The 14797-nt window shown below is 38.4% G+C and carries 12 protein-coding genes; 8 read left to right on the top strand and 4 right to left on the bottom strand.

Annotated features, from left to right (window positions below; translation table 11 throughout):
• Nucleotides 1-8 precede the first annotated feature (8 nt).
• Both IGI92_RS09340 and IGI92_RS09335 read left to right on the top strand, forming a co-directional pair.
• Nucleotides 9-1589 (top strand): peptide chain release factor 3, encoded by a 1581-nt coding sequence (locus IGI92_RS09340; protein ID WP_301387738.1) that lies wholly within the window; start codon nt 9-11, stop codon nt 1587-1589.
• Nucleotides 1590-2254: 665 nt separating this feature from the next.
• Complete coding sequence (locus IGI92_RS09335; RefSeq protein ID WP_430606812.1) at nt 2255-3025, top strand: hypothetical protein; 771 nt, start codon at nt 2255-2257, stop codon at nt 3023-3025.
• Nucleotides 3026-3165: 140 nt separating this feature from the next.
• On the opposite strand, the gene IGI92_RS09330 is transcribed toward IGI92_RS09335, so the two are convergent.
• Together IGI92_RS09330 and IGI92_RS09325 are read right to left on the bottom strand one after the other, a co-directional pair.
• Nucleotides 3166-4224 (bottom strand): WxL protein peptidoglycan domain-containing protein, encoded by a 1059-nt coding sequence (locus IGI92_RS09330; RefSeq protein ID WP_430606811.1) that lies wholly within the window; start codon nt 4222-4224, stop codon nt 3166-3168.
• A 19-nt stretch (nt 4225-4243) separates the two neighbouring features.
• Entirely contained in the window at nt 4244-4726 is a 483-nt protein-coding gene (locus tag IGI92_RS09325) for a hypothetical protein (RefSeq protein ID WP_005235554.1), read from the bottom strand.
• Between the two features lie 1031 nt (nt 4727-5757).
• Here IGI92_RS09325 and IGI92_RS09320 point away from each other — a divergent pair.
• Both IGI92_RS09320 and IGI92_RS09315 read left to right on the top strand, forming a co-directional pair.
• Nucleotides 5758-6225, top strand: coding sequence for a hypothetical protein (locus tag IGI92_RS09320; protein ID WP_005235556.1), 468 nt, complete (start codon nt 5758-5760; stop codon nt 6223-6225).
• Between the two features lie 473 nt (nt 6226-6698).
• Nucleotides 6699-8018, top strand: coding sequence for a helix-turn-helix domain-containing protein (locus tag IGI92_RS09315; protein ID WP_223347168.1), 1320 nt, complete (start codon nt 6699-6701; stop codon nt 8016-8018).
• 161 nt (nt 8019-8179) lie between these two features.
• Here the strand turns inward: IGI92_RS09315 and IGI92_RS09310 are convergent, their stop codons facing one another.
• Together IGI92_RS09310 and IGI92_RS09305 are read right to left on the bottom strand one after the other, a co-directional pair.
• Entirely contained in the window at nt 8180-8491 is a 312-nt protein-coding gene (locus IGI92_RS09310; RefSeq protein WP_008378223.1) for a DUF1827 family protein, read from the bottom strand.
• Between the two features lie 151 nt (nt 8492-8642).
• A complete protein-coding gene (locus tag IGI92_RS09305; protein ID WP_034878864.1) occupies nt 8643-10904 on the bottom strand; it encodes an ATP-dependent Clp protease ATP-binding subunit in 2262 nt (753 codons plus the stop codon).
• A 271-nt stretch (nt 10905-11175) separates the two neighbouring features.
• Here IGI92_RS09305 and IGI92_RS09300 point away from each other — a divergent pair, with 271 nt between their 5' ends.
• The 4 genes from IGI92_RS09300 (at nt 11176) to IGI92_RS09285 (ending at nt 14797) form a co-directional block, all read left to right on the top strand.
• Nucleotides 11176-11367 carry a hypothetical protein gene (locus IGI92_RS09300; protein WP_005235564.1) on the top strand — a complete coding sequence of 64 codons (192 nt, stop codon included), beginning with the start codon at nt 11176-11178 and terminating at the stop codon, nt 11365-11367.
• A 160-nt stretch (nt 11368-11527) separates the two neighbouring features.
• Nucleotides 11528-11794, top strand: coding sequence for a phosphocarrier protein HPr (locus IGI92_RS09295; protein ID WP_003126335.1), 267 nt, complete (start codon nt 11528-11530; stop codon nt 11792-11794).
• Nucleotides 11794-13521 (top strand): phosphoenolpyruvate--protein phosphotransferase, encoded by a 1728-nt coding sequence (gene ptsP / locus IGI92_RS09290; protein ID WP_008378209.1) that lies wholly within the window; start codon nt 11794-11796, stop codon nt 13519-13521. Before IGI92_RS09295 ends, ptsP begins: the two co-directional genes overlap by 1 nt.
• Before the next feature lie 265 nt (nt 13522-13786).
• Nucleotides 13787-14797: a glycosyltransferase gene (locus IGI92_RS09285; protein WP_005235568.1), complete on the top strand. Its 1011-nt coding sequence runs from the start codon at nt 13787-13789 to the stop codon at nt 14795-14797.

The raw sequence follows: 14797 nt of genomic DNA, 5'->3' as shown, positions 1-14797 counted from the left end.
TAGAATCAATGGATAATCCAAAATTAAAACAACAAGTCGATAGTCGCCGTACCTTTGCGATTATTTCCCATCCGGATGCGGGGAAAACAACCATTACAGAACAATTATTATTATTCGGTGGCGCGATTCGCCAAGCTGGTACGGTCAAAGGGAAAAAGACTGGTAATTTCGCAAAGTCCGACTGGATGGAAATCGAAAAACAACGGGGGATCTCCGTTACCAGTTCCGTTATGCAGTTTGATTACCAAGGCAAACGGGTCAATATTTTAGATACCCCTGGGCATGAGGACTTTTCTGAAGATACCTACCGTACCTTGATGGCGGTGGATAGTGCTGTCATGGTGATCGATAGCGCAAAAGGGATCGAAGCACAAACGAAAAAACTCTTCCAGGTCGTTAAAAAACGTGGTATTCCGATTTTTACTTTTATCAATAAACTCGACCGTGATGGCCGCGAACCATTAGAATTATTAGAAGAACTAGAAGATCTTTTAGAGATCGAATCATTTCCAATGAATTGGCCGATCGGCATGGGGAAAGGCTTGGAAGGACTGTATGATATCCACAACCAACGGGTCGAATTTTACCGTCCTGACAATCACGGTGGGGAACGTTTAGTTGCCCTAGATGAAAATGGTCAATTCCCAGCAGATCATCCATTTGCCGAAGATGGGCTGTTCCAACAAGTTTTAGAAGAAGTGGAATTGCTGCAAGAAGCTGGCGACGCCTTTGATACAGAAAAAATCGCTCGGGGCGATCAAACCCCTGTATTCTTTGGTTCTGCTCTCACAAATTTTGGCGTACAGACCTTTTTAGAAACCTTCTTGACTTTTGCACCAGCACCTTACGGACATAAAACACTAGCTGGTGAGGAAGTCAGTCCTTATGAACCAGAAATGTCTGGGTTTGTATTCAAGATCCAAGCAAACATGAATCCTGCCCATCGTGACCGGATCGCCTTTGTCCGCATTTGTTCAGGAACCTTTGAACGAGGCATGGACGTTACTTTAGAACGTACTGGCAAAAAAATGAAACTCAGCAATGTGACTCAATTTATGGCTGATACCCGTGAAAATATTGAAGAAGCTGTCGCCGGAGATATTATTGGTGTCTATGACACGGGGAATTATCAAATCGGTGACACGATCTATGAAGGAAGACTAAAAGTTGCTTACGAAGAGCTGCCATCGTTTACTCCGGAACTCTTTATGAAAGTTACTGCGAAAAATGTGATGAAGCAAAAATCTTTCCATAAAGGAATCTATCAGTTGGTCCAAGAAGGGGCTATCCAGTTGTACAAGACGTATCTTAGTGATGAGTATATCATCGGTGCTGTCGGGCAACTGCAATTTGAAGTTTTCCAATATCGCATGATGAATGAGTACAATGCGGAAGTCATCATGACCCCAATGGGCCACAAGATCGCCCGTTGGATCGATCCGAAAGACTTGGATGAGCGTATGAGCTCCAGTCGTAACATTTTAGCGAAAGACCGTTTCGACCAGCCATTGTTCTTGTTTGAGAATCAATTTGCGATGCGTTGGTTCGCAGATAAGTACCCAGATGTCGAATTGAAGAGTTTGATGTAAGAGCCGTTTCCCGCGAGCCTGTCTAGGTATGCGCAACTCTGTACGTAAGGCTGATCTTTTTGAATTGAACGATCGTAGAAAGTCCTTTCTTATCAAAATGGATAAGAAGGGGCTTTTTTTTGCTGAAAACGTGCTTTTGATACAGAAAGAAGGCTGTGTGATTGGGGCAATGGTCCAATGATCAGACAATTATCCTAATTTATAAACATTCTTTTAAAAGAAGATAAAAAGAGTTGGAAAAAGAGCGTAGTATTAAAGATGACCGCAAGGAAGTGCACTTGAAATGAATAGAAAAATATCATAGGCACATTTGGTGATTCAGGAAATTTTCACTTGTTTGAAAGTAGAGGGAAAGCAGAGAATAGATTGCCAGTGATAGAGGTCATTTAATCATTTGATCGAGGGACAAGTTCTTTTTGTCAGATGCTACTAGTGAAGACTAAACTTTCTTTATCTGAGCATGATTCGGTTATAGCCCTTAAAACTTCATTTGAAGCACTTCTAACAGATGGCTTAAGTTTTCAGTTGGTGAACCATGGCTTCATAACTCCAAAATGAATTAGTCTCATTGCTAGTCTACTAGTTATCTATAGATCGATTTTGCTAAAGCGAATGATTATTTGTTAAATAAAAGTGATTTCTGAAAGAAGAAAGGGGACCATGTAGTGCTAAAAAGTTTGTTATTTATATTTTCGGCGATATTTTTCTTTCCAACAGTAGAGGCTGCGGCTGATGAGGTTTCCGAAACGTTGATTTTTGATTTGAACACGATTGACTTTAAGGACGAACACTATTATTTGTTGAAAACCACACAAGATCTTCAGCTGACCGTCGATAGCAACGGCAGTGAAGGTGCTTTTGGCGTAGAGATCACAGCTGTCGGGAAGGCATTTTCAGCAGAACTAAACAGCGTGAACGGTTCGGAAGAGAAAATCATTCAGATTGAGGATACTGATGAAGCATCAATGATTCTTAACGTAGCTGCAACATTGAACATAAAGGAATATCTTGATTCCAACTCTGAGTACTACCTATCAGTCACTTTTACAGCAATTGATGATTCAGAGACCTTTACGAAAGATATAAAAATGAATCAGACGGATGAGGAAAAAGAAGAGATGTCGGATGAGAATTTAATGACTGAAGACCAAGACGATGAAAAGCAAGAAGACAATGGCATCGAAGATGATTCTGAGAGCCAAAAGGAAGAAGCAGAATCTATTTACGACGAGCAAGCAAACTTGGAAGAAGACTCGCTTGATAAGGATTCTACCAAACTAGAAGATTCAATCAGTGATGTTGAGGATGAGGCTGGTACTGAGTTTTTTTTAGGGAAGAAAAGCCAATGTGAGACAGCAACATTTTTTTCAAAAGAAATGATCATTGAAAAAAATATGTTTAGATTTATATTAGGAAAAACCGCTTATTTGATATGAGCAGTTTTTCTTGTCTCACTTCTTCTATTTCTTCCTAAAGAGGAAACCATGGAGAGAAGATACGCAACATTTCTTTAAAAAGGAATCTCTCAATAATTGATGACCAATGGAATAAGTAGAAGCAGAGCAAAAGAGAGGAACTAGCCCTCTCTTTTTCTTTTTGATTTTAAAATGTAGATGACTGCAGTTGCTAGCGCTGCAATGAGAACAAAGATGATCCAGATAAGGATTTGATTATTTGTCTGAACGTTGGCAGCGTTCGTTGGACGGTTCTCTTTTTTGAAGTTATCCAAGTCCTCTTTCTCATAAGAAAAAGTAGTGGTGATCGCTTTTCTAGTTGTTTCTATTGTTAAACGGTATTCGCCTTCAATAAGCTCACTATCGTCTATTAAAGGAATCTGCATTCTTGATTTGGTTAACGGCGTTAAAAGAACGGAATTTGCTAACTCTCCAGAGGCAATTGTTTCTCCATTTGGGTTTATTAGTTCGTAGAGCGCATTGTTTAAGTTGCCTAAAATAGGATTATAGTTGAGGGCATAAAATTGTAGGTTTATCGTGTCCTGAAGAGCAACAAATGAGAAATCTTGATAAATAATATCTTGAATATCCTCATATTTGCTAAAAATTAAGTTGATAAAAATGATAGACTCGTAGGCAGACGCAATACTAATAGAATCTTCAGCTGTTTGAACACCTAATATTTGCTTAAAATTAATTCCACCCATTACAGTACCTTCAAGCTCTATGTCGTCTGGAACATTTATGGTAATGCTGACACCAACAGATTCATTAGGAGCAATTTCTATTTGATTCTCTTCGTCTATAGCTTCTGAAGCGATAGTAACATAATTTGAAAAGTCGTATTTATCATCGAGAAGGTTCTCTGTATTCGAAGTGTACAAAATAGAGGATTCTCTTGAAATAGCAGTTGAAGCAAAGGGAGTGACCACTATTGATGAATCACCAGCTCCGATGTTTTCCAATTTAATTTCAAATGTATACTTTTTATCAATATCAGAAGGAAGAGTAATAGTATTTCTTGATGTCTCATATTCGGTATTGCTAAGCGATAGTTTTAAAGTATTCGTTGTCTCATTCGCTGTTGCAATACTTATATTTATATTTGCGATTATTGTCAATATGAGGAAGAACACAGAAACTCTTAGAAAGGAGTCTCTGTGTTTTGATATTTTATCCATATGTTATCCTTTTTAAGAATTAAAGGTCTTGGCCATTGTCTAAGTCAGTAGTATCTGATGCAGTAACTGTGATAGTGGGTGTGCCATCTAGCAAAGCAGTTTGACGATTGAATGTGAAAGTTGTATCTACGCTGGTAGCTACTGATTGGGAAATAGCTTCTGCTTCAACGGCAACATCACCATTTTCGGTGATAACGATTCCTTCAGAATCAGAAGAAACTGTAATTGTAACTTTATTAACTGAACGAGTTAAGTTTGTTAATGTTCCGCCAACGTTTTCAATAGTTCCTGTCATTGTTCCGTTGACAAATAATGCTGGACTTATTTCGAACGTTTCGTTTAAATTCATATCATTAAATGCAAAACTAGATGTTCCTTCTGTTATAGTAACAGCAAATGGAACAGAGGGAACCTCTGGCATAGCAACATCTGCTGACGCAGTGATTCCTCCTACTAGTAGTAAAGATGTTGCCAATGTAGTACCCAAAATAACTTTTTTCATAATAAAACCTCACTTTAATTTTTGCAGATGATTTACTGCTTAAATAAAGTATACAATGATGATGTATTAAGTTATTATCCGTTTTTGCGCTATTTTTAATGAAAAAGTAGAAAGTATTTTATTAATCTGATTTTTTATAAAATAATTTAATCAAATTTTCTAGTAGTCAAGTGATGTTGATTATCAAGTCCACATATTTTTCTGTGTAGCAATTGTCCGTGCGGTAATGATTTATATGAAAATAATTTTGTTGCAATTTTACAATTTGGCTAATATTTTAAGTCAAGATCTTCTCAGAGTTGAAAGAATTGTCGTTCCAACTAGGATTCGACCTAGCAAAGTAATTATATTGTTATTCGCAGTCTCTGAGAATTTGCTCTGAATCAGTCGCTGTCAGGGGAATCAGTTCTGAAGATTCATATCTGTTATTTCTTTCGTGAACATCTGCAATTCAGTAGAATACAATCTTCTATCATTTTTAAGATACTATTTATAGAAGTAGTTTTACGAGTATGAACTATTGCATAGGTGGGGATTGAACGTATTGTTCTATTTATGCATTTCTATTGAATAGGCAATCAAAGTCATAGATTTGAAAATTATCAATTAATGTTTTTATTCAATTTGTAATCTGTACCTACAAATCTTCTACCTTAACGGGACAGAGATATTAAAGGTTGCTTCAAGCTTAAAATTATAAATCCGTACTTGTTTCATTTTAAAAATATTTCAAAAAAATTAGCTGTTTAGAATCACTATCTCATCAATACTAGATTTTAGTAGGATTCATAATATTAGGAGAATATACAATAAGACTCTTTGAAGAAACCTTAGAGTTTTTTTGTCTCTTTTATTTTTATGAAGTTGCTACTCGTTTCTAATTAACAGGTCTTTAAGTCAGTAGAAAGAAAAATGAGGAACAATGATTATTTTATTTGTAGTTTTTTTGAAAAAAAGACGATAAAAATCGGCTGGTTCTTACTATATCCTTAATAGCAGAGGATCAAAGTTCTTTTAAGGAGTGAATCAAAATGCTGCAAACCAGAATAAATTTCAGTCGACAAAAGAATGCTACCATGTTGACTGTGCGCTTTTTCAGCAACAAGACGAATACGATTTTAGAGAGAAATTTAATTGTGGATCAAGAAGATGATCGCCAATCGGTTCTTGACTACTTAGCACAATCATTAGGGGAAATCAACATCTTGCAATACTCTTCGAAAAACGTTTTGTGTATCGCTGAACGTTCAAGGTTAGAAAAAGCAGGCGGCACTCATCGATTGGAACATTTTTGGGGAGATGTGATCAGCTATATCGTTGAGTGCGTGGATAAATCTGGTGTTCATTATGATTTGCATGTCATTGGCAATGTTGATTCGGATGATGAAGAAATCATGCGGTCAATCAATCAAATGAGTGATGAATTGTCGATCATCAACATTTATGAATACAAAGATTGCTGGCTAAAAAGAGAAGATATTTTATTACAAGCTCTTTGAAATGAACTTGATTCCTCAAAGAAGTTTGTCCAGCTAGAAAATGATTTTACTCTCCAAGTCACTTACCAATCAATGAAAGAATACGAATTTTTTCTAAGTTTATGGAAACAGCTAATTCACAGGTTCTTTTTCATGGTTTCCAACACTTTTATGTTACAAAAAATAAGAATCGTTTCACAAGTTTTTCTCACCCGTACTGTTTTAAAGAAGAGGGGATTTTTCTGAAGTTTTTATTAAAATTGTCCGTTTAATGAAAAAAGAGGCTTGAATTTAAGTTTATTTTACTATAATTGGATACTGGGATACTTTTTAAATAAGGCGGGTAAAAAATTTTGGAGTATATAGAAAAATTGTATAGGTTTTATTTAACCAAAAAACAGGTCGATAAATTAACTGTTGTTAGAAATATCATTTTGGAGAAGCAGCTGTCTCTCGATAAAATATGTGAAACGACAAACAAATCTTTGTATCAGGTGAAAATATTGATCAATGAAATCGCCGAAGATATGAGAGAGTTTACGACTTTTGACGAGTCAATTTTTTTGCTGAAAAAGAGAACTGTTTATTTGTCACGAGAATTAAATGAAGAACAAAGCCTGCATATTTTTGTGAATCTAAAGAAAAAATATTTCTTAGAATCTCCTTATTATCGTCTATTATCCTATTTGTTAAGAAAAAGAAAGACCCGTATGGTGGACATCTCGGAAGAATTGATTTTTAGTATTTCTTATTGTTATAAATTGATCAGCTATCTTAAGAAAATGCTGGTTATCCAAAATGTTCCGATTACTATCAATAACAATACAGATTCCATTGATTTGACAGGGGCAGAGCCGTGTGTGAGGATGTACCATTATTTAGTTGAGATCATGGCTTGTAATGTATACATCAATCAGCGAACCCGTGCCAGCGTTGAATTAGCAGCTAAAGAATATGAGCCGTTAAAAACCACGAAAGTGAAGCACGACATTATGTTTTCAATCATTGAAAATGCGGTGTTGAGAGGCTATATTGTCAACGAGTTAGACGATGCTTCCATCACTATTTATGAGCAAATCAAGCAACTAGATGGGGAAAAGCAAGTGATCAAGCTGCTGCCGATCAGAAGTCAGCAAGATATTGAGAAAGAACAGATTTTTTATCATTTCTGGGTTTTTCTTTTCATACCTGAAACGATCTCGGATCAAGAAAAACTACTTTTGGGCCAAAAGCTGAGAAATCTTTTAGGAAATCCGCTGGTCGAATTTTCTGCCGATGTTGTAGCTGTCTTGTCGCAAAAGTATAATCTTTCTAAAGAGATCGAAGAATTCATTACCTATGAATTAGTGATGAATACATGGGGCTGTCTTCATCTCTTTTTGGATAGTTTTGTGTCTACTGAAGATTTGTCCTCTACGAACGAACGAGTATTAGAGGTGGAAGAGCTGATTGCAGCTGCCTTGCAGCGCCATTCGTTTGTAATAGAAAAAGAAGCCCTCTTCTTAAGGAAAATCGCTCAGATCACAGCGTCTTATTTACCTATCCAGGAAGAGGAACCGATTCGCATTGGTATTTCTCTTTTGAACCATCCAGAATATATTCCGGTCATTAAAAACAAACTGTTGAAAATTTACAATGAAAATGTGATTCACTTTAGTTCGAATTTAGGAGACTCAGATATATTGGTTTCTGATGGCGTGCTAATCCATAATGAGTCGCAGAAATTCACATTTTTTGGCAATGTTCATAGTACCAAGGATTGGCACAATCTAAATGTGATGATCCAGTCGATGATTTCTAATAAATATACTTGAAAAGAGAGCGTATGGCTCTCTTTTTTTACTTGAACATCAGGTATCGTTGGTCGAAGTACTAACCAATAGAAGGAAGAGAGAAGACAAAAAAAGATATCTATAAAAGAGGGCTGCGACAGTCACCTTTTATAGATATTTTTTAAACCCGTGATCAGGCAAAGCTAACGTGATGAGGATAATGTTTTTTTGATGGAGATTTCCACCACTTCGGGCATTTGGATCACAGAGATCGTTGCAGGATCATAAGAGCCATCAGGTAATTTTTTCAAGAAGTAATTTTTGATTTCTTCAACTTCCGTCGGGCGAATAGTTCTTTTTTTATTGATCAGCAAAATTTCATTGTGGTTCGGCGCTGAGGTAAAGATCACGGTTGTATCTCCGGCTGTGTAAACCTTTACAAGTTCCGCGTCGGTATTTTCAAGTTGATTCAATACTAGTCGAGAATGGCTGTTCGTAACATTGATTAATTTCACCAGACTCACCTCACATTCTATGTATTTATTAATAACATTATAGGGCGTTTTTTTTCAAAAGAAAAGCCAGACAACTCGGAATTACCCAATTTTTTGGCAAAACATGGTTGTCTGGCAAAGGAAACGTTTCGTTACACGTTTTGGCAGCTTGTTACTCGTTTGTTTCCGATGCTTCTTCTTCAGAAGCCGGATTGGCTTCTTCAAGAGGTGCAGGGGACTCAGCGGAGGTCACAATGATTTTATCTGCATCTTCTAATTGTGCTTTTAGTTGATGTACTTGTGGATGCTCAAGATAAAATTCTGCAATGCCGTCTTCGATTTGATCTTGGATGGTTCTACGCAATGGGCGAGCCCCCATCGTTGCACTGTAACCAAGATCCACCAATTTTTCTTGCACGTCTTGTGGAACGTCGATATGCAGTTTTTGTTGGCTAAGGGTTTGATTGACTTCATGCAGCATGAGAGACACGATCGATAACAAGTTTTCCTTGCTTAAAGCTTTAAATTCGATGATGCCGTCAAAGCGGTTGAGAAACTCTGGTGTAAAGTAATTATTCAATTGATTCAAAACGGAACGAGTGATACCTTCACGCGCCGCACCGAAGCCAACGTTAGCTTCAACTTTGCCGGTTCCGGCATTACTTGTCATGATGATCAAGGTGTCCTTAAAGCTGACGGTACGTCCTTGAGCATCGGTCAAGCGACCATCATCGAGAATTTGCAAGAACATATGCAATACATCAGGATGGGCTTTTTCTACTTCATCTAATAGAATCAAGCTGTAAGGATTCCGACGAACTTTTTCAGTCAATTGACCTGCTTCTTCATAGCCAACATAGCCTGGAGGAGAACCAATCAATTTGGATACACTGTGTTTCTCCATGTATTCTGACATGTCGAAACGAATCATTGATTCTTCAGAACCAAACATTTCATAAGCTAATTGTTTTGCTAATTCGGTTTTCCCGACACCGGTTGGACCGACGAATAGGAAAGAGCCGATCGGACGGTTTTGTTTGCCTAAACCGACCCGATTTCTGCGGATCGCTTTTGCAACTTTGTCGATTGCTTCGTCTTGACCAATAACTTTAGCTTTCAAGTCATCCGCAAGATTCCTCAACTGGGTTTGTTCTTTTTCTTTTAATTCCCCAACAGGGATATTTGTCCGTTCTTCAACGATTTGTTCCATGTCTTTTTCGGTGATGACAGGCGTTTCTTCTTCGCTGATTTGACGTTCTTTCATTTTTTGAAGCTTGTTGATTTGATCGCGATAGTAAGCAGCTTTTTCAAAATCTTCTTCTCGAGAGGCAGCTTGTTTTTGTTCTTCCGCTTCTTGTAATTTCTTTTCGATCGTTTTTGGATCAACGATTTGGATCGTCAAGTTTTTCTTCGAACCTGTTTCATCTAGCAGATCGATCGCTTTATCAGGCAAGAATCGATCTTGAATGTAACGGTTAGAAAGGGTAGCGGCAGCTGCGATCGCTTCATCCGTATATTTCACATGATGGTAATCTTCATAACGCGGTTGTAGGCCTTTTAAAATACGAATGGTTTCTTCCACAGAAGGTTCATCCACACGTACTGGTTGCAAACGCCGTTCTAAAGCGGCGTCTTTTTCGATAATGCGGTATTCATTTAACGTCGTTGCTCCGACCATTTGTAGTTCTCCACGGGCAAGAGCTGGTTTTAAGATGTTTCCAGCATCCATATTTCCGTCGCCGGCTGCACCAGCGCCAACGATTTCATGGACTTCATCGATAAACAAGATCACATTTTCCGCTTGCTTGATTTCTTCGATCAATTTTTGGATGCGTTCTTCAAATTGGCCACGAATACCTGTGCCTTGAACAAGCGACGCAACGTCCAAACGAATAACTTCTTTTTCCATCAATTTTTGTGGCACATCACCATCAACGATTTTTTGGGCTAACCCTTCAACAACGGCAGTTTTCCCAACCCCAGGTTCACCAATCAATACAGGATTATTCTTGGTTCGGCGATTAAGGATCTCGATCACGCGTTTGATTTCTGAATCACGACCGACCACTGGATCGACTTCACCATCACGAGCCATTTGAGTGATATTGATGCCATATTCTCCCAGCAGACCCGCAGGCGCTTGGTTATTGCGTGGTGGTTGCCCGCCAACAAAACCGTTACCGCCAGTTTGTGTCGGTGGGGTTTGTTCATAAGGGGGATTTCCTTGCTGCATTTGACGAGACATTTGACGGAATAAATCATCAAGATTGCCAAATCCAAAAGGATCTTGCGCCATTGCAGCTGCAGCATTCCCAGATTGTGCTTTTATTTTTTGGTAACAACTTTGACAATAATCGAGTTGTTTTCTTTGACCATTGACATTGGCATATAAATGAATTGAAGCTTCATTTTTGCCGCAATTTTGACAAAGCATAGATTCACGACCTTTCATATTTGTTCCAACAACCCTATTTTACGGCGCATTTGATTGCTTGTAAAAGAAAAGGGGCTGTGGGCAAAGTAACGGTCACCTTCAAGGTAATGTGTTATTGACCTTTACTGACCATAATTCTATTATACTAACTTTTTGTCAGACTGCAAGAATTTTACCTTTAAAAATTTTCCCTTCGATTTCACTTATAGAAGCGGTCTTTTAAATAAAAAGTAATTCCTATATAATAGAAAGAAAGAGGTGAGAATAGACGTTGGAGAACAGAGATTTTGCTGCAGAAGTAGTACGTTTACGTAATGGAGAGATCCAAGAATTGATTGTCCAACAGCCGGAATTTCTGGCGTTTAGAGATGTCTGGCTCCAGTTGGAAGACCGGTCTTCTTTTGTCGGAGAAGCGGGGTTAAATGGGAAGATCATCTACCGTTACGTGCAAGAAAATAAATAGGACATTTATTTCAATCGTTTATTTAAGAGAAAACGGTTGTCTATCGAGGAAAAAAATGGTAATCTTAACAGTTGAAAGGGCGATTTTTTTCGGGTATCATTGCATGCATGGAAATTTTGCCTTCACACAAAAAAACGTATCATAAAGGAGATTGATCAATATGGAAAAGAAAGATTTTCACGTAGTTGCTGAGACAGGGATTCACGCACGTCCAGCTACATTATTGGTTCAAACAGCAAGCAAATTCAACTCTGATATCAACTTAGAGTACAAAGGTAAATCAGTAAACCTTAAATCAATCATGGGCGTAATGTCATTAGGTGTTGGCCAAGGTTCTGATGTAACTATCACTGCTGAAGGTGCTGACGAAGCAGATGCAATCGCTGCAATCGTAGAAACAATGAAAAAAGAAGGTTTGTCTGAATAATGGTTGAGATGCTAAAAGGAATTGCTGCTAGTGATGGTGTAGCCGTTGCGAAAGCCTACCTGTTAGTACAACCTGATTTATCTTTTTCAAAAGTATCAGTTGAAGATACTGCAGCAGAGGAAGCACGCTTAGATGATGCGTTAGCGAAGTCAACAGCGGAATTACAACAAATCCGCGACAAAGCAGCGCAAACTTTAGGTGAAGCAGAAGCACAAGTATTTGATGCTCATTTAATGGTTCTTTCAGATCCTGAGATGATCGGTCAAATCAAACAAAACGTGACAGATAACAAAGTCAATGCAGAAGCTGCATTGAAAGAAGTTACTGACATGTATATTGGTATGTTTGAAGCAATGGATGACAATGCTTACATGCAAGAACGGGCAGCTGACATCAAAGATGTTGCTAAACGTATCTTGGCGCATTTGTTGAATGTGACTTTGCCTAATCCTTCAATGATCAACGAAGAAGTAGTCGTTGTTGCGCATGACTTGACACCAAGTGATACCGCACAATTAGACCGCAACTTTGTTAAAGCTTTTGTAACAGATATCGGTGGACGTACTTCTCATTCCGCAATCATGGCACGTTCTCTTGAAATCCCAGCAATCGTTGGAACGATGGAGATCACTGCAAAAGTGAAAGCGGGCGACATCTTAGCTGTTAACGGCATTATCGGTGACGTTATCGTCAACCCGACAGATGACCAAGCGGCTGAATTTGTTGAAGCTGGGAAAGCCTACGCAGATCAAAAAGCAGAGTGGGAAAAATTAAAAGATGCTGAAACAGTTACGGCTGATGGTAAGCACTTTGAATTAGCTGCGAACATTGGTACACCAAAAGATTTAGAAGGTGTCCACAACAATGGTGCAGAAGCAGTCGGTTTATACCGTACTGAATTCTTGTACATGGATTCTCCTGATTTCCCAACAGAAGAAGACCAATATAAAGCGTATAAAGCAGTTCTAGAAGGAATGGCTGGAAAACCAGTGGTTGTCCGCACAATGGATATCGGTGGCGATAAAGAACTTCCTTACTTAAAATTGCCTCATGAAATGAATCCTTTCTTAGGCTATCGTGCATTGCGTATCAGCTTGTCTGAACTTGGGGACGACATGTTCCGTACCCAACTTCGTGCGTTGTTACGTGCTTCTGCTCATGGTAACTTACGTATTATGTTCCCAATGGTGGCAACATTGAAAGAGTTCCGTACAGCGAAGAAAATGTATGAAGAAGAGCGTCAAAAATTGATTGACGAAGGCGTTGAGATTTCTAACGAGATCCAAGTCGGAATCATGATCGAAATTCCAGCAGCAGCTGTCTTAGCAGACAAGTTTGCGAAGGAAGTTGACTTCTTCAGTATTGGTACCAATGACTTGATCCAATACACAATGGCTGCAGACCGCATGAATGAACGCGTGTCTTACTTGTACCAACCATACAACCCATCCATCTTACGCTTGATCAAAAACGTGATCGATTCAGCGCATGCTGAAGGCAAATGGGCTGGTATGTGTGGAGAAATGGCCGGCGATCAAACTGCTGTGCCACTTCTTGTAGGTATGGGCTTAGATGAGTTCTCAATGAGTGCAACATCTGTTCTGAAAACACGTAGCTTAATGAAACGTTTGTCAACCACTGACATGCAAGAATTAGCAAAACGTGCATTAGAAGATTGCGATACAATGGAAGAAGTTGTAGAGTTAATCGAACAGTATGTAAAATAATCATTTCTAGGCAACAAGCAATTTTTGCTTGTTGCCTTTTTTTGTTTTAAGAAGACATTTTGTTTGATTTGACTTGCAACAACTTACTACTTTTTTCAGAAAACGAACAGTTTTGTCATATCTTGGAATTAAGCTATGATTCCCTGAGTTTTTCCCGTATCATGGTTAAATGGGGAACAAAATCTAGGACCATGGTAGGAGTATCTCTGCGATCGCCTATGGTATACTAATATCAGATATAAGCATTTCCAAGGAGGAATCATCTTTGAAAGTACTTCTTTATTTTGAAGGAGAAAAATTATTAGCTAAATCAGGTATCGGTCGCGCATTGGCCCATCAGCAACGAGCGCTGACATCTGTCGGGATTCCTTTTACTCTTGATAAAAATGATGAGGATTATGACATTCTTCACATCAACACGTATGGAATCAATAGTATGCATATGGTCAATAAAGCCAAAAGACAAGGAAAAAAAGTGATTTACCATGCCCATTCTACAGAAGAGGATTTTCGGAATTCATTTATCGGTTCAAATCAGCTTTCGCCATTATATAAAAAATATTTGATCAATCTTTATTCCAGAGCCGATCAATTGATCACCCCGACCCCTTATTCGAAAGAACTTTTGGAAGGGTATGGTATCCAAGTGCCGATAGAAGCGATCTCAAACGGGATCGATCTTGACAAATATCAGCCGGATCATGAGAAAGAAAAAGCCTTTCGTGAGTATTTTCAGCTTTTACCTGATCAAAAAGTCATTATATCGGTCGGTTTGTTTTTTGAACGAAAAGGCATTCTTGATTTTGTAGAAATAGCTAGACAATTGCCTGAATATACGTTTATCTGGTTTGGTCATACACCAATGATGACGATTCCTAAGCAGATCCGCGACCTTGTCAATGAAGACCATCCAGAAAATGTGCTGTTTCCCGGCTATATCAAAGGAGACATCATCGAAGGGGCATATTCAGCGGCTGATCTGTTTTTCTTTCCTTCCTATGAAGAAACAGAAGGGATCGTGGTCCTTGAGGCGTTAGCCAGCCACCAAAATGTGCTTGTTCGGGATATTCCAGTATATAAAGGGTGGCTAAGCAATGGGCACAATGCATACATGGAGAAAACCAATCAAGGGTTTATCGAGAAAATCAAAGGAATCGTAGATGGCACGTTGCCACAGTTAAGTGAAGCGGGTTATGAAACGGCCAAGCAAAAGAGTATTGATGAAATCGGATATGAGCTAAAAGAAGTTTATACAAAAGTGATGAATACGGAATAA

It is taken from the genome of Enterococcus sp. DIV2379, from assembly GCF_050542965.1.
In the GTDB taxonomy this organism is placed as follows: Bacteria; Bacillota; Bacilli; order Lactobacillales; family Enterococcaceae; genus Enterococcus_D; species Enterococcus_D entomosocium.
The sequence above is the reverse complement of the archived record's forward strand: the minus strand, read 5'-3'. Positions and strand labels throughout refer to the sequence as shown.

Coding starts and splice junctions, on each gene's coding strand:
- IGI92_RS09340 (WP_301387738.1), top strand. CDS start 9: ATGGATAATCCAAAATTAAAACAACAAGTCGATAGTCGCCGTACCTTT.
- IGI92_RS09330 (WP_430606811.1), bottom strand. CDS start 4,224: ATGGATAAAATATCAAAACACAGAGACTCCTTTCTAAGAGTTTCTGTG.
- IGI92_RS09325 (WP_005235554.1), bottom strand. CDS start 4,726: ATGAAAAAAGTTATTTTGGGTACTACATTGGCAACATCTTTACTACTA.
- IGI92_RS09320 (WP_005235556.1), top strand. CDS start 5,758: ATGCTGCAAACCAGAATAAATTTCAGTCGACAAAAGAATGCTACCATG.
- IGI92_RS09305 (WP_034878864.1), bottom strand. CDS start 10,904: ATGCTTTGTCAAAATTGCGGCAAAAATGAAGCTTCAATTCATTTATAT.
- IGI92_RS09295 (WP_003126335.1), top strand. CDS start 11,528: ATGGAAAAGAAAGATTTTCACGTAGTTGCTGAGACAGGGATTCACGCA.
- ptsP (WP_008378209.1), top strand. CDS start 11,794: ATGGTTGAGATGCTAAAAGGAATTGCTGCTAGTGATGGTGTAGCCGTT.